The sequence below is a fragment of the Agromyces sp. NPDC029043 genome (genome assembly GCF_055564615.1).
Genome location: NZ_JBVHVX010000003.1, coordinates 77,536 through 102,734, shown reverse-complemented (window position 1 = coordinate 102,734; position 25,199 = coordinate 77,536). Strand labels below are relative to the sequence as shown.

Annotated in this window: 24 protein-coding genes and 1 pseudogene; 8 read left to right on the top strand and 17 right to left on the bottom strand. The window is 72.2% G+C overall.

What is annotated here, in order from left to right:
- Window positions 1-37: 37 nt before the first annotated feature.
- From ACZ4TW_RS05795 to rpsB, 6 genes are all read right to left on the bottom strand, one after another.
- Complete coding sequence (locus ACZ4TW_RS05795; protein ID WP_465541069.1) at window positions 38-592, bottom strand: DivIVA domain-containing protein; 555 nt, start codon at window positions 590-592, stop codon at window positions 38-40.
- A gap of 20 nt (window positions 593-612) precedes the next feature.
- On the bottom strand, window positions 613-1,596 hold the full coding sequence (locus tag ACZ4TW_RS05790) for a phosphatidate cytidylyltransferase (RefSeq protein ID WP_465541068.1): 984 nt from the start codon (window positions 1,594-1,596) through the stop codon (window positions 613-615).
- Window positions 1,597-1,605: 9 nt separating this feature from the next.
- On the bottom strand, window positions 1,606-2,160 hold the full coding sequence (gene frr, locus ACZ4TW_RS05785; protein WP_465541066.1) for a ribosome recycling factor: 555 nt from the start codon (window positions 2,158-2,160) through the stop codon (window positions 1,606-1,608).
- 30 nt (window positions 2,161-2,190) lie between these two features.
- Window positions 2,191-2,922, bottom strand: coding sequence for a UMP kinase (pyrH, locus tag ACZ4TW_RS05780; protein ID WP_465541064.1), 732 nt, complete (start codon window positions 2,920-2,922; stop codon window positions 2,191-2,193).
- Between the two features lie 183 nt (window positions 2,923-3,105).
- Complete coding sequence (gene tsf, locus ACZ4TW_RS05775) at window positions 3,106-3,936, bottom strand: translation elongation factor Ts (protein ID WP_465541062.1); 831 nt, start codon at window positions 3,934-3,936, stop codon at window positions 3,106-3,108.
- Window positions 3,937-3,984: 48 nt separating this feature from the next.
- On the bottom strand, window positions 3,985-4,917 hold the full coding sequence (gene rpsB, locus ACZ4TW_RS05770) for a 30S ribosomal protein S2 (RefSeq protein WP_465541060.1): 933 nt from the start codon (window positions 4,915-4,917) through the stop codon (window positions 3,985-3,987).
- Window positions 4,918-5,199: 282 nt separating this feature from the next.
- Between rpsB and ACZ4TW_RS05765 the strand changes: the two genes are divergently transcribed.
- Window positions 5,200-5,760: a murein hydrolase activator EnvC family protein gene (locus ACZ4TW_RS05765; protein ID WP_465541058.1), complete on the top strand. Its 561-nt coding sequence runs from the start codon at window positions 5,200-5,202 to the stop codon at window positions 5,758-5,760.
- A gap of 12 nt (window positions 5,761-5,772) precedes the next feature.
- Here the strand turns inward: ACZ4TW_RS05765 and ACZ4TW_RS05760 are convergent, their stop codons facing one another.
- The 10 genes from ACZ4TW_RS05760 to ACZ4TW_RS05715 all read right to left on the bottom strand — a co-directional run bounded on the left by ACZ4TW_RS05760 (window position 5,773) and on the right by ACZ4TW_RS05715 (window position 13,906).
- A complete protein-coding gene (locus tag ACZ4TW_RS05760; RefSeq protein ID WP_465541056.1) occupies window positions 5,773-6,735 on the bottom strand; it encodes a tyrosine recombinase XerC in 963 nt (320 codons plus the stop codon).
- A complete protein-coding gene (locus ACZ4TW_RS05755) occupies window positions 6,728-7,645 on the bottom strand; it encodes a phosphodiesterase (RefSeq protein ID WP_465541054.1) in 918 nt (305 codons plus the stop codon). The genes ACZ4TW_RS05760 and ACZ4TW_RS05755 overlap by 8 nt, the downstream gene beginning before the upstream one ends.
- Window positions 7,646-7,694: 49 nt before the next feature.
- On the bottom strand, window positions 7,695-8,942 hold the full coding sequence (dprA, locus tag ACZ4TW_RS05750; RefSeq protein ID WP_465541052.1) for a DNA-processing protein DprA: 1,248 nt from the start codon (window positions 8,940-8,942) through the stop codon (window positions 7,695-7,697).
- A complete protein-coding gene (locus ACZ4TW_RS05745; protein ID WP_465541050.1) occupies window positions 8,939-10,501 on the bottom strand; it encodes a YifB family Mg chelatase-like AAA ATPase in 1,563 nt (520 codons plus the stop codon). The genes dprA and ACZ4TW_RS05745 overlap by 4 nt, the downstream gene beginning before the upstream one ends.
- Window positions 10,501-10,857, bottom strand: coding sequence for a YraN family protein (locus tag ACZ4TW_RS05740; RefSeq protein WP_465541048.1), 357 nt, complete (start codon window positions 10,855-10,857; stop codon window positions 10,501-10,503). The genes ACZ4TW_RS05745 and ACZ4TW_RS05740 overlap by 1 nt, the downstream gene beginning before the upstream one ends.
- A 124-nt stretch (window positions 10,858-10,981) precedes the next feature.
- Window positions 10,982-11,305, bottom strand: coding sequence for a DUF2469 family protein (locus tag ACZ4TW_RS05735; RefSeq protein ID WP_465541046.1), 324 nt, complete (start codon window positions 11,303-11,305; stop codon window positions 10,982-10,984).
- A 6-nt stretch (window positions 11,306-11,311) separates the two neighbouring features.
- Entirely contained in the window at window positions 11,312-11,998 is a 687-nt protein-coding gene (locus ACZ4TW_RS05730) for a ribonuclease HII (RefSeq protein WP_465541044.1), read from the bottom strand.
- A 1-nt stretch (window position 11,999) separates the two neighbouring features.
- The gene (lepB, locus tag ACZ4TW_RS05725; RefSeq protein ID WP_465541042.1) at window positions 12,000-12,749 is read right to left on the bottom strand and encodes a signal peptidase I; all 750 of its coding nucleotides are present in this window, start codon (window positions 12,747-12,749) and stop codon (window positions 12,000-12,002) included.
- A 78-nt stretch (window positions 12,750-12,827) separates the two neighbouring features.
- Window positions 12,828-13,175: a 50S ribosomal protein L19 gene (gene rplS / locus ACZ4TW_RS05720; protein WP_465541040.1), complete on the bottom strand. Its 348-nt coding sequence runs from the start codon at window positions 13,173-13,175 to the stop codon at window positions 12,828-12,830.
- Between the two features lie 206 nt (window positions 13,176-13,381).
- On the bottom strand, window positions 13,382-13,906 hold the full coding sequence (locus ACZ4TW_RS05715) for a hypothetical protein (protein ID WP_465541039.1): 525 nt from the start codon (window positions 13,904-13,906) through the stop codon (window positions 13,382-13,384).
- A gap of 72 nt (window positions 13,907-13,978) precedes the next feature.
- On the opposite strand from ACZ4TW_RS05715, the gene map reads away from it, so the two are divergent.
- Window positions 13,979-14,746 (top strand): type I methionyl aminopeptidase, encoded by a 768-nt coding sequence (gene map / locus ACZ4TW_RS05710; RefSeq protein WP_465541037.1) that lies wholly within the window; start codon window positions 13,979-13,981, stop codon window positions 14,744-14,746.
- 12 nt (window positions 14,747-14,758) lie between these two features.
- On the opposite strand, the gene nirD is transcribed toward map, so the two are convergent.
- Entirely contained in the window at window positions 14,759-15,109 is a 351-nt protein-coding gene (gene nirD / locus ACZ4TW_RS05705) for a nitrite reductase small subunit NirD (protein WP_465541035.1), read from the bottom strand.
- A gap of 203 nt (window positions 15,110-15,312) precedes the next feature.
- Here nirD and nirB point away from each other — a divergent pair, with 203 nt between their 5' ends.
- From nirB to ACZ4TW_RS05675, 6 genes and pseudogenes are all read left to right on the top strand, one after another.
- A complete protein-coding gene (gene nirB, locus ACZ4TW_RS05700; protein ID WP_465541033.1) occupies window positions 15,313-17,922 on the top strand; it encodes a nitrite reductase large subunit NirB in 2,610 nt (869 codons plus the stop codon).
- Window positions 17,919-18,695, top strand: coding sequence for a uroporphyrinogen-III C-methyltransferase (cobA, locus tag ACZ4TW_RS05695; protein ID WP_465541031.1), 777 nt, complete (start codon window positions 17,919-17,921; stop codon window positions 18,693-18,695). The genes nirB and cobA overlap by 4 nt, the downstream gene beginning before the upstream one ends.
- Window positions 18,692-19,822: a uroporphyrinogen-III synthase gene (locus tag ACZ4TW_RS05690; protein ID WP_465541029.1), complete on the top strand. Its 1,131-nt coding sequence runs from the start codon at window positions 18,692-18,694 to the stop codon at window positions 19,820-19,822. Before cobA ends, ACZ4TW_RS05690 begins: the two co-directional genes overlap by 4 nt.
- Before the next feature lie 144 nt (window positions 19,823-19,966).
- The gene (locus ACZ4TW_RS05685; RefSeq protein ID WP_465541027.1) at window positions 19,967-21,379 is read left to right on the top strand and encodes an MFS transporter; all 1,413 of its coding nucleotides are present in this window, start codon (window positions 19,967-19,969) and stop codon (window positions 21,377-21,379) included.
- Window positions 21,380-21,393: 14 nt separating this feature from the next.
- Window positions 21,394-23,505 carry a molybdopterin oxidoreductase family protein gene (locus tag ACZ4TW_RS05680; protein ID WP_465541419.1) on the top strand — a complete coding sequence of 704 codons (2,112 nt, stop codon included), beginning with the start codon at window positions 21,394-21,396 and terminating at the stop codon, window positions 23,503-23,505.
- Window positions 23,502-25,199: pseudogene (locus tag ACZ4TW_RS05675) on the top strand (FAD-dependent oxidoreductase); the annotation flags it as partial. The gene ACZ4TW_RS05680 and the pseudogene ACZ4TW_RS05675, both read left to right, overlap by 4 nt.

Here is a 25,199-nt window from a genome sequence, read left to right as displayed (position 1 = left end):
TATCGGAGGGAACTCGCCGAATCGAACCGATCCCGCGTCACCTGACCGCGAGCATCACATCGACGACCGCGTCGAGCACGAGATCGACCTGCGACTCGCGATAGCCGCCGCGCTGCGCGGAGAACACGACGCCGCGCACGTCGTCGATCGCGATCGGCCAGCCGTCGCGGAAGTACCGCGTGAGACGGTCCGCGAAGCGGTCGACCTCGTGCACGTCGTAGCCGAGTGCCAGCACGCTGACCCGGTCGAAGCGCTCGCCCTCGGGACGGGCGAGCCGATTGGCGACGACCTGCGCGGTCGTGCGCGCCTCGGCGAGCCACGCCTCGTCGCCGTGCAGCCGTGAGGCGATCTGCCGCTCGCGATGCGCGAAAGCATCCTCGAGCCGCTCCATGGCCGCGTCGACGTGCGCCGTCGAGTAGCCGCCCTTCTGCATCGAGAAGGCGGTCAGGCGGATGCGCTCCGCGTCGAGCTGGGGGTCGTCGGGCTGCGGCCGTCCGTCGTACGCGCGCCGCGCGCGCTGGAGGAATTCCTCGACCTCGATCGTCTTGTAGCCCAGCTGGTTCCTGCGGGCGCGGGGGAACGTGGCATCCACCGCACCAGTATCGCGCACGATCACCCGAAGACCCGGAAGGCCGCGTACGCCACCGCGGCCGACGGCAGGATCGAGTCGAGCCGGTCGAGGAAGCCGCCGTGGCCGGGCAGCCACGAGCTCATGTCCTTGATGCCGAGGTCGCGCTTGATGAGCGACTCGGCGAGGTCGCCCAGCGTCGCCGTCAGCAGGATCGCGGCGCCGAACACCAGACCGAACCACCAGGGCTGGCCGAGCATGAACAGGGCGAGGATGACGCCGGCCACGAGGCTCATCAGCGCCGCCCCGGCGAAGCCCTCCCAGGTCTTCTTCGGGCTGATGACCGGGGCCATCGGATGCTTGCCGAATGCGAGCCCGAACGCGTACGCGCCGGTGTCGGTCGCCACGGCCGTGATGATGAAGGCGAGGGTCCACCACTGCCCGCCGTCGCCCGCGGTGAGCACCACGATGAAGGTCGCGAGGAACGTGACGTAGCCCTGCACGAACACGCCCGCGCCGAGGTCGCGCACCAGCCCGCTCGAGCCGGTGCGGACCGTCGGCGACGCCTGCTCGGCGAGCCGCCAGACCACGACCAGCGCCATGCCGCCGAGCACTGCGACGAGCTGCCCAGCGGCGCCTCCGTAGTAGGAGATCGGCACGGCGATGACCGCGGCCGCCACGGTCGGGATGCGCGGCACGAGGTAGCCGCCATGACGGAGCGCGGCGGCCAGTTCCGAACTGGCGAACCCGGCGACGACCACCGCGAACACCATGAACAGCTCTTTGACGACCAGGAGGCTCAGCAGCAGCGCACCGCCGAAGACCACGCCGATGACGATCGCGACCAGCAGGTTGCGACCCGTGCGGGCGTTGATTCGCTCCTGCGCCTGGTCGAACTGCGCGCGCGACGTCTCGAGCTGCCGCTCGAGGTCGACGCGCGCCTGGTGCATCTGCGCGCGGAACTCCCCTCGCCCGGGATGCCGTTCGTCGCCGGAGTCCGGACCCTCCCCCTCGGGACCGCCTGTCATGTTCGGCCCCTAGACCTCGAGGAGTTCGGCTTCCTTGCGCTTGAGCGCATCGTCGATCTGGTCGACGTGCGACTTGGTGATGTGCTCGAGCTCCTTCTCGCCGCGCGCCACCTCGTCGTCGCCGACCTCGCCCTTGAGCGCGTCGAGGTCGTCCTTCGTCTTGCGGCGGATGTTGCGGACCGACACCCGCGCATCCTCCGCCTTCGAGCGGACGATCTTGACGTACTCCTTGCGGCGCTCCTCGGTGAGCTCGGGCAGCGTCACCCGGACGATGTTGCCGTCGTTGGTCGGGTTCGCCCCGAGGTTCGGGGTGTCGCGGATGGCCTGCTCGATGTCCTTCAGCGCGCTCTTGTCGTACGGCGTGACGACGAGGGTGCGGGCCTCGGGGTTGTTGAGCGAGGCGAGCTGCGACAGCGGCGTCGGCGTGCCGTAGTAGCTCACCATGATCTTCTGGAAGAGCTGCGGGTTCGCGCGCCCGGTCCGGACGGATGCGAAGTCGTCCTTCGCGACCTCGACGGCCTTCTGCATGCGTGCACTTGCTTCGGAAAGTACATCCGCGATCACGGGAACTCCTTCTCTCGGGCTCGGGCCAGTCTATCGAGCGATGGCGGGCTCGCCGTTGCTCACCACGGTGCCGAGATCCTCGCCGAGGATCGCCTTCGTGACGCTGCCGGCGGGCTGCATCCCGAACACGACCATCGGCATGCCGTTGTCCATGCAGAGGCTGAACGCGGTCGAGTCGACGACCTTCAGTCCGCGCTGCAGGGCCTCCTGATAGCTGATGCGGTCGATCTTGCGCGCGTCGGGATTCGTGCGCGGATCGTCGGTGTAGACGCCGTCGACGCCGTTCTTGGCGACGAGCACCACGTCGGCGTCGATCTCGAGGGCGCGCTGCGCCGCGACCGTGTCGGTCGAGAAGTAGGGCAGGCCGGCGCCCGCGCCGAAGATCACGACCCGCCCCTTCTCGAGGTGGCGCTCGGCGCGACGGGGGATGTAGGGCTCGGCCACCTGCGTCATCGAGATCGCCGACTGCACGCGCGTCTCGGCACCGGCCTGCTCGAGGAAGTCCTGCAGGGCGAGGGAGTTCATCACGGTGCCGAGCATGCCCATGTAGTCGGCGCGTCCGCGATCCATCCCGCGCTCGGAGAGCTCGGCGCCGCGGAAGAAGTTGCCGCCGCCGACCACGATGGCGACCTCGACGGTGCGGGCGGCATCGGCGATCTCGCGGGCCATCTGGCTCACCACGTCGGGGTTGACCCCGAGCGCCCCACCGCCGAACGCCTCGCCCGACAGCTTGAGCATGACCCTGCGCCTGTGTTCCGTCATGAGCGACCGATCCTTCCCCTCTGGGAGTCAAAACTAGTGGTTCGCCGGTCCGGGCCGCAGCGACCCGACCGGTTCCGCCCGGCTGCCGGCCGGGCGGCGCCCGCGTGCCGCAGGGAGTCGCGGCATCCGGACACAGCAAAGGAGTCCGGATCGCCGAGGCGATCCGGACTCCCCTGTCGCAACTTACGCGCCGACCTTGAAGCGGGCGAAGTCGGTGACGGTCAGCCCCGCGTCGGAGACGACCTTGCCGACGGACAGCTTGTTGTCCTTGGCGTAGTCCTGCTCGAGCAGCGCGACCTGCTTGAAGAAGGCGCCGAGGCGACCCTCGACGATCTTCGGGAGGGCGGCCTCGGGCTTGCCCTCCTCGCGCGTGATCTGCTCGACGATCGTGCGCTCCTTCTCGACGGCCTCGGCCGGGACGTCCTCACGCGTGAGGTACTCCGGCGCGGCGAACGAGATGTGCTGCGCGATCGAGCGGGCGGTCTCGGCGTCGGCGCCGGCGTAGCCGAGCACCACGCCGACCTGCGGGGGCAGGTCCTTCGACGTCTTGTGCAGGTAGATCGAGAAGTTCTCGCCCTTGACGAGGCGCACGCGGCGCAGCTCGACCTTCTCGCCGAGGATGGCGGCATCCTCGTCGATCACGGCGGCGACGGTCTTGCCCTCGGCCGGCGCGGCCAGGGCGGCCTCGACGGTCTCGGCACGGGCCGCGGCGACGGCGGCGAGCACGCGGTCGGCGAGGCCGACGAACTTGTCGCCCTTCGCGACGAAGTCGGTCTCGCAGGCCAGCTCGATGAGCGAGGCGGTGCCGTCGCCGTTGTCGACGGCGGCGACGAGGCCCTCGGCGGTCGAGCGGTCGGCACGCTTCGCGTTGCCCTTCGCGCCCTTCAGGCGGAGGATCTCGACGGCCTTCTCGAGGTCGCCGTCGGCCTCCACGAGCGCATTCTTGGTGTCGACCATGCCGGTGCCGAGGCGCTCGCGCAGGGTCTTGACGTCTTCGAGGGTGAAGTTGGCCATGTTGTGGCAGTCTCCTGGACTCGTGGTCTGGCTGATGGAGTGGTGGGCTTACTCGGCCTTGGCGGCCTCGGCCGCCTCGGCGCCCGCGGCGTCGGCCTCGGACTCGGTCGCGGCGACCTCGGTAGCCGCCTCGTCGACGACCTCGGCGGCCTCGGCCTTCGCCTCGGCCTCGGTGCCGGCGACCTTCTCGGTCTCGGCCGACGACTGCTCGGGGGTCTCGGCGGCGCCGGCCTGCAGGAGCTCCTGCTCCCACTCGGCGAGCGGCTCGGCCTCCTCGCCCTCCTCGGGCTTCTGGTGGCGCTGGATGAGGCCCTCGGCCGCGGCGTCGGCGATGATGCGCGTGAGCAGGCTCACCGAACGGATCGCGTCGTCGTTGCCCGGGATCGGGTACTGGACCTCATCGGGGTCGCAGTTCGTGTCGAGGATGCCGATGACGGGGATGCCGAGCTTCTTGGCCTCGTCGATCGCGAGGTGCTCCTTCTTGGTGTCGACCACCCAGAGCGCCGACGGGGTCTTCGCGAGGTTGCGGATGCCGCCGAGCGACTTGTGGAGCTTGTCGAGCTCGCGCTTCTTGAGCAGCAGCTCCTTCTTGGTGAAGCCCGAGGTGGTGCCCTCGAAGTCGAGCTCCTCGAGCTCCTTCATGCGAGCGAGGCGCTTGGAGACCGTGGTGAAGTTGGTGAGGAGGCCGCCGAGCCAGCGCTGGTTGACGTAGGGCTGGCCGACGCGCGTCGCCTGCTCGGCGATCGACTCCTGCGCCTGCTTCTTGGTGCCGACGAAGAGGATGGTGCCGCCGTGCGCGACCGTCTCCTTGACGAAGTCGTAGGCCTTGTCGATGTAGGCCAGCGACTGCTGCAGGTCGATGATGTAGATGCCGGAACGCTCGGTGAAGATGAAGCGCTTCATCTTCGGGTTCCAACGGCGGGTCTGGTGCCCGAAGTGCACGCCGCTGTCGAGCAGCTGGCGAATGGTGACGACGGCCATGGCCGTTCTCCTTCTGTTCTCAGTTGTCGCCCCGGCCGGCGGCCGGAAGCCCTGGTGCCCGGCACGGCTCCGCCGGCCCGGCTTCGAGAGCACGGGCGGGACTGAGTGGAGTCGGTGGCCGAATGGGCACGCGTAGTCGCCCCGACAGGCGGGGCGCTCCGGACATGCTATCACGGCACGCCCGGCCGGACCGGTCCTCCACAGCCGCTCGTCGACGGCCCGTTCCGCTCCGGTACGGGGTCGGCGGAACGGGACGGATGCCACGGCGGGCATGCTCCACGCATGTCCTCTCCAGTCGGCCGCGGCGTGGTCCGCGTGGTGCTCACGATCGGCGTCGCGCTCGTGCTGCTTCCGCTGTGCCCCGGGACCGCTGCCTCCGCTGCCCGGAACCTCGTCGCACCGCAGGTCGCCGTACCGGCGTCCGGCGCGCCGGCGATGTGGACGTGGCCGGTGACCCCACCGGTGCGACTGGTCCAGCCGTTCCGAGCGCCGCCCACGCCGTATGCGGCCGGGCATCGCGGCATCGACCTCGCCGCGGCAGCCGGAGACGTGGTCCATGCACCGGCCGACGGCGTCGTGTCGTTCGCCGGGCCCGTCGCGGGCCGCCCGGTGCTCTCCGTCGACCATGGCGACGGCGTCGTGAGCTCGATCGAGCCCGTCGCAGCGACGGTGACGACCGGCGCCGCCGTCGCCGAGGGCGGGGCGGTCGGCGTCGTGGCGGAGGGGGGTCACTGCGACCGTGTGTGCGTGCACTTCGGCGTGCGCGTGCACGGCGAGTACGTCTCGCCCCTGCTGCTCCTCGGCGGTGTACCGCGCGCGGTGCTCCTGCCGCTCGAGCGCTGAGACGACGGCGATTCAGGCCCGCGGGTGCGCGGTCCGGTAGGTCTGCTTGAGCCGTTCCGCGGAGACGTGCGTGTAGATCTGGGTGGTGCCGAGGCTCGCGTGGCCGAGGAACTCCTGCACCGCCCGGAGGTCGGCGCCGCCGTCGAGGAGGTGCGTCGCCGCGCTGTGACGGAACGCGTGCGGGCCTGCGGGCCCGGATCCGGGCAACTCGCGGAGCAGCCCGGCGACGAGGCGGTGCACGCTTCGCACGCCGAGTCGCGCACCGCGCACGCCGAGGAAGACGGCGAGCTCGGCCCCCGGCGCTTTGGCCCCGACCCGCCCGTCGGGGTGCGCGCTCGCCAGGATCGCCGCTCTGGCGCCGCCGAGGTATCGGTCGAGCGCCGCGGCCGCCGGCGCCCCGAAGGGAACGACACGCTCCTTCGATCCCTTGCCGGTCACGCGCACGGTGCGGTTGCCGCGGTCGACATCGTCGATGTCGAGCCCGACGAGTTCCGACACCCGCAGTCCGCACGCGTAGAGCAGCTCGATGATCGCGAGGTCGCGCACCGCTACCGGGTCGCCGTCGGCGGCGTTCGCCTGCAGGCCGTCGAGCAGCGCGGTGACCGCCGGCGCGGCGACGACGCGCGGCAGCGTGCGTGAGGCGCGGGGTGCGCGGAGCCGGACGGCGGGGTCGGTGGAGACGACGCCCGCGCGCTCGAGCCAGGCGCCGAAGCCGCGCGCGGATGCCGCGTGACGCGCGACCGTCGCTCGGGCGAGTCCGCGCTCCGTCGCGACCCAGAGCCAGTCGCGGAGGAGGTCGAGACCGAGTCCGTCGGCGTCGCGGATTCCGCGCGTTTCAGCATATCTGGCGAGGTCGGCGAGGTCGGAGGCGTAGGCCGCGACGGTGCGAGCCGAGTAGCCGCGCTCGATGGCGACGTGTTCGAGGTACCGGTCGACCAGCGCGTCCAGCCGGGCGGGCGCGATCGCGTCAGCCATCGGCGGAAGCCTGGCGCTTGCGCGAGAAGCGCTCCAGACGGCCGGCTTCGTCGAGGCCTTCGATCTCGCGCAGGAACTGCTCGCCGAAGCTCGTGATCTCGGGGAACTCGCCGACCGGGACCACCGAGGTCACGACATCCTCCTCGAACAGGTGCACGAGCGAGACCGAGTGCCCTCCGTCGATGCCGACGAGTTCCCGCGGCGGCGCCGACAGGTCCATGGTGTAGGCGAGCGCTCCGGCGACGAAGACGGGGATACCGGCGAAGCTGCCCTGCGTCGGGTAGTGCAGGTGGCCGCCGAGGATGGCGCGGACGTCGCGTCCTCGCACGACCTCGGCGAGCTCGTCCTGGCCCCTCAGTTCGAGGATGTCCATGAGCGCGAGCGGCGTCGCGATCGGGGCGTGATGCATGGCGAGCACGGTGCCGCCGGTGGCGGGCTCGGACAGCACCTCGTCGAGCCAGGTGAGCGTCGCGGGTTCGAGCACGCCGTGGTGGTAGCCCGGCACGCTCGTGTCCAGCGTGATGAGTCGGAGGCCCGCGAGGTCGATCGCCCGATTGACCGGTGCGTCGCCTCCGGGCTCGCCGAGCAGGATCTCGGTGAACGGCCCCCGTTCGTCGTGATTGCCCATGGCCCAGACGAGGCGCGCGCCGGTCTCCGCGGCGAGCGGCTCGAGGATGCCGCGGATGCGACGGTACGCGTCGGGTTCGCCGAGGTCGGCGACATCGCCGGTCACGACGATCGCCGTGAGCGACCCGGCGAGCCGGCGCAGCTGGGTCACGGCGCGTTCGAGGTGGGCGACGGTGTCGGCGCGCCCGCCGAGGGGCGCACCGCCCGCGAGGAAGTGCGTATCGCTGAGGTGGGCGATCACGTGCCGTGCCGCGGGGTACCGTCCGAGCCGAGGGTGGTCCATGTCTGCCTCCGCGGCCAGCCTAGGACCACCGTCGGCGCGCGCGCCGCTGTCACGCCGATCGACGGCGAACCCACCCGTCGCGCTCCGCGCGTGCCAGCCCGGTCGCCTCGAGGGCGCCCAGCGCGCCCATCACGGAACCGACGCCGAGGTCGGCGCGTTCGGCGAGCTCGATGATGGTCCGTGCGCGGCGGACGCCGAGTGCGTCGAGCACGCGCCGCTCGTCGTCGGTGAGCTCGTCCGACGCACGCGCAGCCACGAGGCCGTGCGCATCGTCAGCGGGCGCGTCGTCGGTCGCCGAACCGGTCGTGGGCACGAGCTCCGCCATCTGCGCGGCATCCGTGACGCAGACCGCGTCGAACTCCCGCATGAGGCGGTGGCAACCCGCCGAGGCGGGGCTCGTGACCGGCCCGGGAACGGCTCCGAGCGGGCGGCCCAGCGCCGCGGCGTGCCCGGCGGTGTTGAGCGAGCCCGACCGCATGCCCGCCTCGAGCACGACCGTGGCGTCTGACGACGCCGCGATCAGGCGATTCCGTTGGAGGAACCTCCAGCGGGTGGGTGCGGCGCCGCAGGCCAGCTCCGACACGACGGCGCCGGTCTCGGCGATACGTCCGAGGAGCGCCTCGTGGCCCGCTGGATAGAACCGGTCGACTCCACCGGCGAGGAACGCCACCGTGGTGCCGCCGTTGGCGAGCGCCGATCGGTGCGCCGTGCCGTCGATGCCGTACGCGCCGCCGGAGACGATCGCGAAGCCTCGGTCGACGAGTCCGGCTGCAGCCTCGATGGCGACGTGCTCGCCGTAGTGCGTCGCGGCTCGCGCACCGACGAGCGCGATCGAGGGTGATGCGGCGAGCGCCTCGAGGCGACCGCGAACCCAGAGGGTGAACGGGGCGTGCGCATCGAGCCCGTCTACGCCGTCGGGCCAGTCGGCGTCGGAGGGCAACAGCAGCCGGGCGCCGACCCGGGCGGCCTGGCCGATCGCGCGAGCGAACGCCGCGGAGTCGACCCTCGGGCGCCAACGGTCGAGCCCGGCACCCAGCTCGCGGGCACTGACGGCGGCGCCCGCGTCGCTCGCTGCGGTGATCCACTCCTCCGCAGGCCGGTGCTCGATGAGTGCGGCGGCGGTCCGCTCGGCGCCGAGCGCGGCGACCAGCCGCCCGAGCACGCCGTCGCCGGGCTCGGAGACGAACCCGAGGATGGCCGAGGCGATCACGAGCCGCGGGGGCGTCGCATCATGCTGCCCGCGGATCTCCAGGAGCTCGCCCGCGAGATCGGTCACGGCATCGTCGAGTCGAGTCATGCCGCCATCCCCCGTCGCATTCCCAGCGCGCGACCCACGTGCTCGGCGCGCGGCCGGTCGGCTCCCTCGAGGTCGGCGATCGTCCACGCGGTCTTCAGCACGCGGTCATAACCGCGCATCGTCACGGAGCCGCGCTCGAGCGAGGCGTCGAGGGCACGAGTGGCCCGACCGCCGGGATGCAGGCCGCCCTCGCCTCGGAGCCACGGGCCGGGGACCTCGGAGTTCGTGCGCCACGGGGTTCCGGCGAGTCGCTCGGCCGCGGCGCGCCGCGCGCGGTCCACGACCGCCCTCGCCTCCGCAGAGGTCATCCGCCCGGCCTCGAGGGGCATGCGGAGCGTCGCCGGCGTGATGCGGTTGACCCAGAGCTGCAGGTCGACCCGGTCCAGCAAGGGCCCCGAGATCCGGGCGAAGTACCGGCGCTTGGCCGCCGGCGGGCACGTGCAGCCGTCGTTCGGCGTCTCGCCCCCGCCGCACGGGCACGGGTTGGCGGCGAGCACGAGCTGGAACCGCGCTGGATAGGTGGCGACGGCGTTCGCGCGGTGGATGCTGATCTCGCCGGACTCGAGCGGTTGACGGAGCGCGTCGAGCACGGCGGACGGGAACTCGGGCGCCTCGTCGAGGAAGAGGACGCCGTGGGAGGCGCGCGCCGCGGCGCCCGGCCGGATGACACGGCTGCCGCCGCCCACCATGGCCGCGGCCGACGCGGTGTGGTGCGGCGCCTCGAACGGCGGCCGCACCGAGAGCGTCTCGCCGACGCGCCGCCCGGCGAGTGAACGCAGCGAGGCGACCTCGAGCGCCGCCTCGGCGGTGAGGTCGGGCAGGATCCCGGGCAGCCGCGACGCGAGCATGGTCTTCCCGGCACCGGGTGGTCCCGCGAGGAGGAGATGGTGCCCGCCCGCGGCGGCGGTGAGCAACGCGTCGATCGCCTGGGGGTTGCCGACGACATCGGCGAGATCGCCGACAGGGGCGCGGTCGGGATCGCCGGCGTCATCCGCGTCCACGGCGTCGGGTGATGTCCCGGCGGCGGTCGCGAGGTCGTGGTCGAACCGGCCGCCATGGTGAACGGCCGCTTCGAGCAGGGTCGTGACCGCGACGACCTCGATGCCGGGCACGAGCCGTGCCTCGGCGGCATTCGCCATCGGCACCATGACGCGCTCGATCCCCGCGCGCGCGGCCGCGAGCACCGCGGGCAGTATTCCGTGCGTCGGACGAAGCCGCCCGTCGAGGCCGAGCTCGCCGAGGTGCGCGAACCGGTCGACCGACAGCAGATCGACCGTTCCTGCTGCCGCGAGACACGCCATGGCGATCGCGAGGTCGAAGCCGGATCCCTGCTTGGGCAGGGCGGCCGGCGACAGGTTCACGGTGAGCCGGCGCGAGGGCAGCGGGCAGCCGGCGTTGGTGGCGGCCGAGCGGACCCGCTCGCGGGCCTCGCCGAGCGCGGCATCCGGCAGTCCGATGATCACGAAGGCCGGCAACTGGCTCGAAAGGTCGGCCTCGACCTCGACGACCGAGCCGGCGAGCCCGACGAGGGCGATCGAGCGCGTGCGGGCGACCGGCATCAGGCGATCCCCTCGAGGTGCTCGACGATCGCGGGCGACGTCGCGGGCGCGAACACCGCGATCGCGTCGATGCGGATGCGACTCGCCGGCGCGCCGCGTTCACCGCACCACTCGAGCGCGAGGCGCCGGAGCCGGGCGAGCTTTCGCGCCGTGATCGCCTCGAACGGATGCCCGAAGCCGTCGCCGGCGCGGGTCTTCACCTCGACGAAGACGGTCTCGTCGCCGTCGCGCGCGACAAGGTCGAGCTCGCCGTGCCGGCAGCGCCAGTTGCGCTCGATGACGCGCATGCCGCGCGCCTCGAGGTGGTCGGCCGCGAGCTGCTCGCCGCGCCGGCCGAGTTCGGTGTTGTGGGCCATGGGGCCAGCTTCGCCGCGCCCTCGCTCCGGCGATCACCCAGGCCGAGGGTCGGTGGGGAAGGCACCACGGATCGATGCTGGGGAGGACGAATCGCCCGTGCACGGCACCGGGCAGTCGACCCCGCTACTCCTCGAGCGCGAGGTCCTTCGGCAGCTCGAACTCGCGCGTCGCGAGCTCCTCGACGTTGACATCCTTGAAGGTCAGGACGCGCACGGCCTTCACGAACCGGTCGGCGCGGTAGACATCCCACACCCAGACGTCCTTCATCGTGAGCTCGAAGTAGAAGTCGTGCTCGGTGTCGCGGCGCACCAGTTCCACCTCGTTCGCAAGGTAGAAGCGCCGCTCGGTCTCGACCACGTACTTGAACTGCGCCACGATGTCGCGGTATTCGCGGTAGAGCGCGAGCTCCACTTCCCGGTCGTAGTCTTCGAACTCGTCCTCATCCATCGCTGATCATCCTACTTCGAGGTCGAACGGCGACGGGGCCTCCTCGGCCGCCCGCTCGTGCAGCCACGTGTGCCGGTGCAGACCGCTCGGGCCGTGCTCGGCGATCGCCGCGAAGTGCGCCGGGCTCGAGTAGCCCTTGTTCTCGTGCCAGTGGTAGAGCGGCGTCTCGTCGTGCGCCCGACGCATGCCACGGTCGCGGTGCACCTTGGCGATGACGGATGCCGCCGACACCGACGCGCAGTCGCGATCGGCCTTGATGCGGGTGACCACCTGGGCGCGGTGCTCGATGGACGGGCTGAGCCAGTCGTAGTTGCCGTCGAGCAGGAGCGGCGCCCCGGCGACCAGGCCGCGGTCGACGGCGAGCGCGGCGAACGCGCGAGCGCCGGCGAGCCCGAGGCAGGCCATGATGCCGAGCCGGTCGATCTCCTCGGCCGAGGCCTCGCCGACGGCCGACGCGAGCACCCATGACGCTGCGCGCGGCGCGAGCAGCTCGCGCTTCGGCTCGGGCAGCAGCTTCGAGTCGCGCAGGCCCGCCGGCATCCGCTTCACCGACGCGTCGATCACGACGATGCCCACGCTCACGGGGCCGGCAAGCGCTCCCCGGCCGACCTCGTCGCAGGCGAGGACCACGGGCGCTCCCCCCGCCAGCAGTTCGCGCTCGACCCGAAGTGTCGGCACGCCGGCGGGGCTCACCTCACTCGGCCCCTTCGTCGACCCCGGCGAACACCTCGGGGTAGTTGTCGAGCCAGACCCAGTGCGAGATGGGCCAGCTCACGACCACCGCGCGACCGACCACGTTCTCGGTCGGCACGAAGCCCTTCAACGGCGTCTCGGTGTTGTAGCGGGAATCCTTGGAGTTGTAGCGGTTGTCGCCCATGACCCAGAGGGAGTCGTCGGGCACCACCGTCTCGAAGTCGTCGCGCGAGACCTTGGTCTCGCCGGGCGGCAACGCCACGTACGGCTCGTCGAGCGGCACGCCGTTGACGGTCATCTGTCCGAGGGCGTTGCAGCAGACGACCGTGTCGCCGGGCAAGCCGATGACGCGCTTGACGAGGTGGTCATTGGAGTCGGGCGCGGAGAGTCCGACGAACGCGAGGAACCAGTCCACCGCCGCGACGAGCGGCGGCTGGGACTCCTCGGCGCGCGCCGGCAGCCATCCGCCCGGGTCCTTGAAGACGACCACGTCGCCGCGCTCGATCGGAACGACTTCGGGCACGAGCTGGTTGACGATGATGCGGTCATCCTGCACGAGGGTCATCTCCATCGACTGCGACGGGATGAAGAACGACCGGATGAGGAAGGTCTTGATGAGGAACGACACCAGGACTGCGACGAGGAAGATCACCACCAGGTCGCGCAGGAACAGCAGTGTGCTCCGGCGACGCGACGACGGCGTCCCGGATCCGGCGCGTTCCCCGCGCTCGGTGCGTGTGTCTTCAGTCATGAAACGGCTCGAGCTCCCCGACCCAGTCTAGGGGTGGGGAGCTCGAGCGAATGACGCGATGCGTGCGGCGGACGCCGATCAGCTCTCGCGCTTCTCCTTGATCTTCGCCTTCTTGCCGCGGAGCTCGCGGAGGTAGTACAGCTTGGCGCGACGGACGTCACCGCGGGTGACGACCTCGATGTGGTCGATCACCGGCGAGTGCACCGGGAACTTGCGCTCGACGCCGACCTGGAAGCTGATCTTGCGGACGGTGAAGGTCTCGCGCACGCCTTCGCCCTGGCGGCCGATGACGACGCCCTGGAAGACCTGGATGCGCGAACGGTTGCCTTCGACGATGTTCACGTGCACCTTGACGGTGTCGCCGGGGCGGAAGTCCGGGATGTCCGTACGGAGGCTCGCGGCGTCGACGTGGTCGAGGATGTGCATGATGGTTCGCTCTCTGCGCCCGCCACCGGTCGAACGCGGATCATGGATGGAAGTGTCTGGTGCCGCTTCGCGCGATTCCTCGCGTCATGCGGGCCCCCCGGAGGCAGGGCCATGCGACGGCACAATCGTCCATTCTGCCAGACCGCGGGCCTCACGACCAAAAGCAGCCGGTGACGGATGTCGCGGCGTCGGTCGCACGCCGACGATCAGTCGCGGCGCTCCTCCCAGCTGCGCTCCTCCCGGATCACGATGACCTCGCCGCCGTCGGCCGGCGGGCGTCGTTCGCTCTGCCCCGGAATGCCCGCGGAGGGCGCTCCGCCCGAGTACGCGATCCGCTCGTATTCCTCCATCGTGGCCCGCACCCGCCGGGCGCCGTCGCTGAGCAGGCGCCATACCGCGTACCAGAACGCACCGATCGCGCCCACCATGGCCAGGATCGCGAAGGTGATGCCGGTCTCTCCGTAGAACCCCGCGGCGATGATGAGCAGGTGCCAGACGCCGAGCACGGCGACATCGGCCCAGTCGACGGCCTTGAGGCGTCGCACGTCGGGCCGGGCCGCGACCAGGAGGGCCACGACGCCGAGCGTGATGAACGCGATCGGCGTGGCGAACATGAGGCCGATGACGCCCCAGCCGCTCGAGCCGAAGATCGCATAGCCGATGAGCAGCCACACGGGCAGCACGATCGCGGCGGCGAACTGCCACCGGTAGAACGCGCGTCGGATGAGCATGTGGAAAGCGTACCGGCGGCACCTGCGGGTCGGCCGGGTGTTCACTCAGGGCGGAGCCGACAGAATGGGAGCGTGATCGAACTGAGGACCCCTGCCGAGATCGAGGAGATGCGTCCTGCGGGCCGCTTCGTGGCGAGCGTGCTGGAGGCGACGTCGAAGGCGGCTGCGGTGGGCGTGAACCTGCTCGAGCTCGACGCGCTCGCGCACGACATGATCCGCAGGGCCGGCGCCGAGAGCTGCTACATCGACTACCACCCGTCGTTCGGCGGCAGCCCGTTCGGCAAGGTCATCTGCACGTCGGTGAACGACGCGGTCCTGCACGGGCTCCCGCACGACTACGCGCTGAAGGACGGCGACCTGCTGAGCCTCGACTTCGCGGCATCGGTCGACGGGTGGGTCGCCGACTCGGCGATCTCGGTCGTCGTCGGAACCCCCCGCGACGAGGACCTGCTCCTCATCGACACCACGCGCCGCGCGCTCGACGCGGGCATCGCGGCCGCGCGCCCCGGCAACCGCATCGGCGACATCTCGCGCGCGATCGCAGAGGTGGCGAAGGCCGAGGGCTTCTCGATCAACACCGACTTCGGCGGCCACGGCGTGGGTCGCACGATGCACGGCGAGCCCCACGTGCCGAACAACGGCCGGCCGGGCCGCGGGCTGCCGCTGAAGCCCGGGCTGGTGCTCGCGATCGAGCCGTGGTTCCTCCACACGACCGACCGCATCTTCACCGACCCCGACGGGTGGACGCTCCGCAGCGCCGACGGGTCGCGCGGCGCGCACTCCGAGCACACGATCGCGGTCACCGAGGGCGAGCCGATCGTGCTCACGCAGCGCGGCTGAACGCCGGTCGCGTCAGCCCTCCAGCTCGACCTCGATCATTCCGCCGACGACGCGCGTGCGATACGTCCGCAGCGACAGCGCAGGGTCGGTGAAGCACTCCCCCGTGCCCAGGTCGTATACCTCCTTGTGCAGGGGCGACGCGATGGTCGGGCGATCGCCGCGCGACCCGACGATGCCGCGCGCCATGACGGGCGCACCCGTGTGCGGGTCGTGGTGGTCCACGGCGTACACCTCCTCGTCGACGACGCGCACGAGGGCGACCCGCCGCGCGTCGAGCAGCGCGACCTCGCCCCAGCCGGGCTCGAGGTCGCTCACCGCGCACGCGCGGACCCAGGTGGTCGTGATCTCCAGCGTCGACGTCATCTCGGCTCCTCCTTCTCGGTGCACCCGACGCTAGGCGTGCGATGTTTCCCCGGCCGCCTCCGCCGTGTTTCGCACGGGTGAAACCGCCCTCACATCGACCCGATGCGCCCGTAAGGTCCCCGTGCGCTTGCGTTACGACCACGAAACAGGGAGGAAACGCCCCCGCCGTACGCTCGCCGTCAACCTGAGCCCGGGAGGCAGCCATGAACGAGACCGCGAACGCCGCGGCCGGCACGCGACACGTCGTCGTCGTCGGCGGCGGGCCGGCGGCGCACCGCCTGGCCGACAGCCTGCACGCTCGCGACACCGACCGGCGCCTCCGCGTGACGGTCGTGGGCGAGGAGACGTGGGCGCCGTACGACCGCGTCGCGCTCAGCACGCGCCTGGCCGACACCGCGGCCGACCTCACCCTTCCGGACACGCCTTGGGACGACGGGCATGTCCGCCTGCTCACCGGCGAGCGCGTCGTCGAGGTGAGCCGCGCCACCCGGACCGCGACGACGGCGACCGGCCTCGAACTGCGCTGGGACGACCTCGTGTTCGCGACCGGTTCCAGCGCGCCCGTGCCCGATATCCCCGGTCGCGAGCACGCCCGCGTCTACCGCACGATCGACGATGTCGACGCCCTCGTCGCCGAGACCCGCGACCTCGCCGAGCGGCTCGGCCGGGCGCCCCGCGCGATCGTCGCCGGCGGCGGTCTGCTCGGCCTCGAGGCCGCGGGCGGCCTCGCCGAGCTGGGCGCGGAGGCCGCGATCGTGCACTCCGGCTCCTGGCTCATGTCGGCGCAGCTCGACGAGGGCGCCGGGCGCGCGCTCGGCCGCATCATCGCCGGCAAGGGCATCACCCTGCACCTCGGGGTCCGCCCCGCGAAGGTGCTCGAAAGCAGCGGCGGCGTCGTGGGGGTGGAGCTCACCGACGGCCGCCGCGTCGACGCCGACCTCGTCGTGTTCGCGATCGGGATCACGCCGCGCGACGAGCTGGCTCGGGCGATGGGGCTCGAGCTCGGCCCGCGCGGGGGCGTGTCGATCGACACGGCGTGCGCGGCATCCGTGTCGAACGTCTGGGCGATCGGCGAGGTCGCGAGCTTCGAGGGCCGCTGCACCGGCCTCGTCGCCCCCGCGAACGCCATGGCCGAGGTCGTCGCCGATCGGCTGCTGGGTGGCGCGGCGGAGTTCACGACGGTCGACGACGCGACCAAGCTCAAGCTCGCCGGCGTCGACGTCGCAAGCTTCGGCGACGCGCTCGCGCGCACCGAGCAGGCGCTCGAGATCGTCTACGCCGACCCGGCGCGCGGGCTGTACCAGAAGCTCGTCATGACGGACGACGCCAAGACGCTGCTCGGCGGCGTCTTCGTGGGCGACGCGTCGCCGTACGCGTCGCTGCGGCCGCTCCTCGGCACCGAGCTGTCGAGCGAGCCGGCGGCCTACCTCTCCGCGTCGGGCATGGAGGCGCCCGCGGGCGACGAACTGCCGGCCGCGGCGCTCGTGTGCGCGTGCAACAACGTCGCCGCAGGCACCATCCGCGACGCCGTCAACGGCGCGCACGGCGCGCACCAGGAGGGGTGCACCGAGCTGGGCGCGCTGAAGGCGTGCTCGCGCGCCGGCACGCAGTGCGGCTCGTGCGTGCCGCTCGTGAAGAAGCTGCTCGAGGCCGAGCTGAAGAAGTCGGGCCAGACCGTGTCGCGCGCCCTCTGCGAGCACTTCGGGATCTCGCGCCAGGAGCTGTTCGAGTCGATCCGGGTGCTCGAGCTCACGTCGTTCGAGGACATCGTCGCCCGCCTCGGGACCGGCCGCGGCTGCGACGTGTGCAAGCCCGTCGTCGCGTCGATCCTCGCCGCGCAGCACGGCTCGTACATCCTCGACGGCGGTCGCGGCGGCCTGCAGGACACGAACGACCGCGCCATGGCGAACATGCAGAAGGATGGCACGTACTCCGTCGTACCGCGCATCCCGGCCGGCGAGATCACCCCGCAGAAGCTCGCCGTCATCGCACAGGTCGCGACCGACTTCGGCCTCTACACCAAGATCACCGGCGGCCAGCGCATCGACCTGTTCGGCGCGCGGCTCGAGCAGCTGCCCGACATCTGGAAGCGGCTCGTGGACGCCGGGTTCGAGTCGGGCCAGGCGTACGGCAAGGCCCTCCGGAACGTGAAGAGCTGCGTCGGGTCCACCTGGTGCCGCTACGGCGTGCAGGACTCCGTCGCCATGGCCATCCGCCTCGAGCTCCGGTACCGCGGGCTCCGATCGCCGCACAAGCTGAAGTTCGGCGTCTCGGGCTGCGCGCGCGAGTGCGCCGAGGCGCGCGGCAAGGACGTCGGCGTGATCGCGACCGACCAGGGCTGGAACCTCTACGTCGGCGGCAACGGCGGGTTCCAGCCGGCGCACGCGCAGTTGCTCGCGAGCGACCTCGACGACGAGACGCTGCTGCGCTACATCGACCGCTACATGATGTACTACATCCGCACCGCCGACCGCCTGCAGCGCACCGCGCGGTGGATGGAGGACATCGAGGGCGGGCTCGACCACGTGCGCGACGTCGTCGTCAACGACTCCCTCGGCCTGGCCGACGAGCTCGAGGCCGCCATGGCCCGGCACGTCGACACGTACGAGGACGAGTGGGCGGCCACGCTCGCCGACCCCGATCGGCTCCGCCGCTTCCGCTCGTTCGTGAACGCGCCGGAGGCCGCCGACACGCCGCTCGCGCGTATCGAGGAACGCGGCCAGATGCGCCCGGCGACACCCGACGAGATCGCACGCGGCGAGGCCGTGCTCGTCGCCGGGACGACCATCCCGGTCCGGGGGGACGGCGCATGACCGGCCGCGTGACGCTCGTCGGGGGTGGACCCGGCCGCGAGGACCTGCTCACCGTCGCCGCGGTGCGCGCGCTCGGCTCGGCCGACGTCGTGCTCTACGACCGGCTCGCGCCGCACGCGCGCCTCGCCGAGCTCGCACCCGACGCGGAGCTTGTCGACGTCGGCAAGCGACCCGGCCACCACGCGATCCCGCAGCCCGAGATCGAGGCGCTGCTCGTGGGTCACGCGCTCGCGGGCCGCCACGCGGTGCGGCTGAAGGGCGGCGACCCGTACGTGCTCGGTCGCGGCAGCGAGGAGGTGCTCGCGTGCCACCGTGCGGGCGTCCCCGTCGAGGTCATCCCCGGCGTGACGAGCGCCATCGCGGTGCCCGGCGCCGCCGGCATCCCGCTCACGCACCGCGGCGTCAGCCACCTCTTCACGGTCGTCTCGGGGCACGCCCCCCTCACCGACGACGAGCTCGGGCACCTCGCCGGGCTCGGCGGCACCATCGTCGTGCTCATGGGCGTGAACACGCTGCCCATGCTCGCGGCCGGCCTCGCTCGCCACGGCATGCGCGCGTCGATGCCCGTCGCGATCGTCGAGCGCGGCTTCCGCGGCGACCAGCGCACGACGATCGCCGACCTCGGCGGGATCGTGACCGCGGCCGGAGCGGCCCGCGTCAGCTCTCCCGCCGTCATCGTGGTCGGCGAGGTCGTCCGCCTCGCGCACGACGGCGACCTCAGCGCCGCGCAGCTCATGGAGCGGGCGGCGGGATTCGCGGCGGTGGCCACGTGACCGATCAGGCGGAGTTCGCGATCGGGTTCCGGCCCGACCAGCTCCACGGCTTCCGGATCGGCGTCACGAGCGACCGACGATCCGGGGACCTCATCGACGCGTTCGCGCGCCGCGGGGCGCAGGTGGTGCATGCGCCGACCATCCGCATGGCGAATGCGAGCTCGGACGAGCCCGTGATCGCCGACACGCGCGCGATCATCGAGGCGCGCCCCGACGTGCTCCTCGCGACGACGGCGTACGGCGTCCGGCGCTGGTTCGAGGTCGCGGATGCCGCGGGGCTCGGCGATGACCTCCTCGACGCGCTGCACGACACGGCCATCCTGGTCCGCGGTCCGAAGGCGCGGGGAGGCATCCGCGCGGCCGGCCTCGACGACGTCGGCATGAGCGCCGAGGAGACCACCGAGTCCCTCATCGACGAGGTGCTGGCGACGTATCCGCCCGGCCTCACCGTCGCCGTGCAGCTGCACGGCTACCTGCCTCCGTCGCAGCTCGACCGCCTTCGGGATGCGCACGATCGCGTGCTCACGGTCGAGCCGTACCGGTGGATCGACCCCGACCTCTTCGACGAGGGCGTCGACCGGCTCATCGAGGCCGCCTGCACGGGCGGCCTCGACTGCATCACCTTCACGAGCGCGCCGGCCGTGCACGCCCTGCTGATGGCGGCGGAGGCGCGCGGCCGGTACGACGACCTGGTCGACGCCATGCGCGGCCCGGTCGTCGCGGCCACCGTCGGTCCCGTCACCGCCGCGCCGCTCCTCGCTGCCGGCATCGAGCCGCTCCAGCCCGAGCGGTTCCGCATGGGCGCCATGATCCGGCAGGTGTGCGAGCACCTCGAGACCGAGCGCATCGTCCGCCTCGAGACGCAGCACGGGCCGCTCGCGCTGCGGGGCTCGGTCGTCGAGGTCGCCGGGCGGCGGGTCGAACTCGCCCCGGTCGGTCGCACCATCCTCTGCGCCCTCGTCCGCGCGCGCGGTTCCGTCGTGTCGCGGGAACGCCTCGCCGCGAGCCTGCCAGGCACGACCGACGAGCACGCGCTCGAGGTCGCGCTGAGCCGCCTCAGGCAGACGATCGGAGTGCCGGGGCTGATCGCCACCGTCGTCAAGCGGGGGTACCGGATCGATGTCTGACCACCACCTCACATGCGCCGCCTCCCGGGGTGAGCAGGTGGGAACGCAGGGTTCACAGCCCGCGCCGTTCGGGGAAACACACGGTCGATAGCGTCGGCGACACCACCTCGAACTTCGAGACCGAGACCTCCCGGAGGCACACCGATGACCGAGACCATGCAGGCTCCCCCGCCCTCGTCCACCCATGCGACGAACGTCGCCACGCCCGTCGACCAGGGCCTGCTCACCACCCGGCCCGGCCGCTGGATCGACGGCTGGGACGCGGAGCACCCCATCCAGTGGGAACGCGAAGGCCGTCGCATCGCACGACGCAACCTCAACTGGTCGATCTTCGCCGAGTTCCTCGGCTTCGTCGTCTGGCAGCTGTGGAGCATCGTCGCCGTGGCGCTCCCCGCCGCCGGCTTCGAGCTCTCCACCGGGGAGCTCTTCTGGCTCATCTCCATTCCGAGCCTCGTCGGCGCAACCCTCCGCATCCCCTACTCGTTCCTCGTACCGATCTTCGGCGGCCGGAACTGGACCATCATCTCGGCTGGCCTGCTGCTGGCGCCGACGATCGCCCTCGCGATCTGCGTGTCGAACCCCGAGACGCCGTTCGGCGTGCTGCTGTTCGCCGCGGCGCTCGCGGGCTTCGGCGGCGGCAACTTCGCCAGCTCGATGTCGAACATCACGTACTTCTACCCGCAGCGTGAGAAGGGATGGGCGCTCGGACTCAACGCGGCCGGCGGCAACCTCGGCGCGTCCGTCGCGCAGTTCACCGTCCCGATCGTCATCACGATCGGTGCCGGTGCGAGCCTGAACCTGCCGCTCGCGGGAATCATCTGGGTCCCGTTCATCCTCGTGGCGATGTTCGGCGCATGGAAGTACATGGACAACCTCTCCAACGCGAAGGCCGACCTCTCGGGCTCGGCGGCCGCGCTCAAGGAGCCGCACCTGTGGCTGCTGTCGCTGCTCTACATCGGCACGTTCGGCTCCTTCATCGGCTTCGCGAGCGTGTTCCCGAAGCTCATCGCCGACCAGTTCCCGGAGTTCTCGACCATCGGCGTGCTCGGCGCCACGATCTCGCTGGCGTTCCTCGGCGCCCTCGTCGGCTCGCTCGCCCGCCCGTACGGCGGCCGGCTCTCGGACCGCTTCGGCGGGGCGCGCATCACCATGGTCGCGTTCGCGGCGATGGCGGCGATCACGGTCGCGGTGCTCGCGACCCTGCCGCTCGGCAGCTTCTGGCTCTTCCTCGGCCTGTTCCTCCTGCTGTTCGCCATGGCCGGCATCGGCAACGGCTCGACCTATCGGATGGTGCCGATCGTGTTCGCGATGCGATCCTCGCACGGCGGCGCCGGCGACGTATCGACCCAGCGCAAGGCCGCGGCCGCGCTCGGACTGATCTCGGCCATCGGCGCCTACGGCGGCTTCCTCATCCCCCAGGCGCTGAACCTGTCGTTCCAGACGACCGGGAACTACGCGGGCGCGTTCATGGGCTTCATCGCGGGGTACGTGGTGCTGCTCGTCATCACCTGGGCGGTGTACGTCCGTCCGCGCCACCTCCGCGAGCAGAAGATCTGAATCGAGCACGCATGATCGACGCCTCCGCCCCCACGCACTGCCCGTACTGCGCCCTGCAGTGCGCGATGACCCTCACGAAGACGGATGCCGCTGACGCCGCGTCCACGCCCGTGACGGTCGCCGGCCGCGACTTCCCCACCAACCGCGGCGGGCTGTGCAAGAAGGGGTGGACGTCGGCCGAGCTGCTGCGTGCGCCCTCGCGCCTCGGCGCCCCGCTCGTGCGGGGCGCCGACGGCGCGCTCCGGGAGGCGAGCTGGGACGAGGCGCTCGACCTGGTCGCGACGCGGCTGCGCGACATCCGCTCGCAGCACGGCGCCGACGCGGTCGGCGTCTTCGGCGGGGGCGGGCTCACGAACGAGAAGGCGTACCTGCTGGGCAAGTTCGCCCGGCTCGCGCTCGGCACCAGCCGCATCGACTACAACGGCCGGTACTGCATGTCGTCGGCGGCGGCCGCGGGCAACCGGGCCTTCGGCGTCGACCGCGGGTTGCCGTTCCCCCTCACCGACCTCGACGACGCCGACACCATCCTGCTGCTCGGCACCAACGTGGCCGAGACCATGCCGCCGTTCATCGGCCACCTCGCCGGTGCGCAGGCCGCGGGCGGACTCGTCGTCGTCGACCCGCGTCGCACGGCGACCGCCAGGCTCACCGACGATGCCAAGGGGCTGCACGTGCAGCCGGCTCCCGGCACCGACCTCGCGCTGCTGCTCGGCATCACGCACGTCGTCATCGCCGAGCGGCTCGTCGACGAGGCGTACGTCGCCGCGCGCACCACCGGGTTCGACTCCCTGCGCCGCAGCGTCGCCTCGTGGTGGCCCGAGCGCGTGCAGGCCGTCACGGGCGTCGCCGCGCCGACGGTCCGGCGTCTCGCGCGTCGCCTCGCCGCCGGCGGCAACACCTACATCCTCACGGGACGCGGCGTCGAGCAGCACGTCGACGGCACCGACACCGCGACGGCCGCGATCAACCTCGCGCTGCTGCTCGGCCTTCCCGGCCGTCCGGGAAGCGGCTACGGCACGCTCACCGGCCAGGGCAACGGCCAGGGCGGTCGCGAGCACGGCCAGAAGTGCGACCAGCTGCCGGGCTACCGCAAGATCACCGACCCCGAGGCGCGCGCCCACGTCGCCCGCGTCTGGGGCGTCGACCCTGCCGACATCCCCGGCCCCGGCATCCCGGCCATCGAACTGCTCGCCTCGCTCGGACAGCCCGACGGCGTGCGGGCACTCATGGTGCACGGCTCGAACCTCGTCGTCTCCTCGCCGAACGCCGCCGAGGTCCGCCGCGGCGTCGAGGCGCTCGACCTCCTCGTGGTGTGCGACTTCGTGCTCTCCGAGACGGCGGCCCTCGCGGACGTGGTGCTGCCGGTGCTGCAGTGGGCCGAGGAGGAGGGGACGATGACGAACCTCGAGGGTCGCGTCATCCGCCGTCGCCGCGCGCTCGAACCGCCGCCCGGCGCACGCGACGAGCTGTGGATCATGCATGAGCTGGCGCAGCGCCTCGGATCGGCCGCGCGCTTCGACGTCGACCCCGAGCGGGTCTTCGACGAGCTCCGGCTCGCGTCGGAGGGCGGCATCGCCGACTACTCCGGGATCGACTACGCGATGCTGGACGCGGGCGAGTCCGCGTACTGGCCCTACCCGCGGGGCGGCACCGGCACGCCGCGGCTCTTCGCCGACCGCTTCGCCCACGCCGACGGACGAGCCCGTCTCGTGGCCGTGACGATGCGCGCCGCCGCACATCCGGCACCGGCGGCGGGCGAGCTGACCCTCGTCACGGGGCGGCTGCTCGAGCACTACCAGAGCGGTGCCCAGACCCGGCGCGTGCCCGAGCTGCTCGACGCCCAGCCCGAGCTCCGGGCCGCGCTGCATCCGGCCACCGCCGCCCGACTGGGCATCGCGGACGGCGACCCCGTCGAGCTCGCCAACCGGCGCGGCACGGTCCGCGGGCGCGCCCGGCTCACCACCGACATCCGCCCCGACGCCGTCTTCCTGCCCTTCCACTACGGCGACGAGCAGGCGGCCAACCTGCTGACCTCCGACGCGGTCGACCCGATCTCGTCGATGCCGGAGTTCAAGACCAACCTCGTGCGCGTCACGAGCCTCGCGGAAGCCGGAGCCCCCGCATGACCACACCGCTCAGGATCGTCCTCGTGGGATACGGCCCGGTCGGCGCCCGCTTCGTCGAGGAACTGCTGCCCGAGGTGGCCGCTGGCCGCGTCGCCCTCACCGTCGTCGCCGGCGAGCACGTCGAGGCGTACAACCGCGTGCTCGTGGCCGAGTACGCGGTCGGGAACACCGACCTCGACTCGATGCTCGTCGGCGACCGCGACGCCGCCGAGGCCGCGGGCGCACGCGTGCTGCTCGGCGTCGCCGCCACCTCGATCGATCGCACGGCCCGGGTCGTGCGCTGCTCGAACGGCGAGGAACTGCCGTACGACCGCGTCGTGCTCGCCACCGGCTCACGCGCCAACGTGCCGACGCTCGACGGCGTCGAGCGTCACCGGCGCGACCTCGCCTCGCTCGAGAAGTACGCGTCGACGCTCGTCGCGCGCGACGACGCCCTCCCCGAGGGCATCACGGCGCTCCGCGACCTCGACGACGCGCAGCGCGTGCTCGAGGCCGTTCGCGACCGGCGCCGCATCATCGTGCTCGGCGCCGGCGTCCTCGGGCTCGAGCTCGCCCTCGCGGCGGCGCACGCGGGCGCCCAGGTCTGCGTGGTGCACCACGGCCCCATTCCCATGCCCCGCAACCTGGACCGTGGCGCCGGGCACGTGCTGCGCTCGGCGCTGCGACGGACCGGCATCACCGTCGTGGCCCACAGCCGGGCCGAGGCCGTGAGCTTCCGCACCGACGAGGACGGCGGCCGCCGCTTCGACATGCTCGTCACGGCCGACGGCAAGCAGCTGCGCGGCGACCTGCTCGTGCTCTCGTGCGGCGTGAGCCCCCGCAACGAGCTCGCGACGCTCGCCGGCCTCCGAACCGCCGTCGGCGTGGTCGTCGGGACCGACCTTCGCAGCTGGAGCGATCCCGACGTGTACGCGATCGGCGACTGCGCCCAGGTCGTCGAGCGCACCGACGAGACGGCCGGACGTCGCGACCTCCCGGGCGCGCCATCCGGCCTCATCGGCCCCGGCTGGCGGCAGGCGTCGTGGCTCGCCGCCGCGTTCGCCGCCGAGGCGGCGGGCGCCGTGACCGCAGACGAGGACGCGGGCATCGTCGCGTCGCTTCCCGCCGAGCGCGAGCCGATCGTCATGCTCAAGGCCGAGCACGTCGACGTCGTCGCGGTCGGCGACGTGAGCGCCGACCCGTGGGACGACGACGCGCTCGCCCCACGGCGCCGCGTCGCGCAGTGGGCCGACCCCGAGCACCTGCGGTACGTGAAGATGGTCACCGAGGACGGGGTCCTGACCGGCTTCGCGAGCGTCGGGATGCCGCGCACCGCCGCCGAGCTGACCCTCCTGTTCGAGCGGGGCGGCGAGCTGCCCGCCGACCGCTCGCTGCTGCTGCGCTTCGACGGGCCCGACTACGACCCCGCAGAGGACGCCGACGCGTTCGCCCCCGAGACCACCGTGTGCTGGTGCAACGGGGTCACCGTCGGGCGCATCGAGGAGTCGGCGGCGTGCGGTCACACCACGGTCGAGTGCGTCGGGCGCGACACGCGCGCCGGCACCGGCTGCGGCGGATGCCGCGGGCGCATCGCCGAGGTGCTGGCGCGGGGCGCCGGGGGAGGTGATGGGGAAAGGCTCGCCCTCTGGTCCGGGTGGGGTGGGGGGAGAGCACTCCGGGGGGGGGGGGGGGGGGAGGGGGGGGAGAGATGGCGG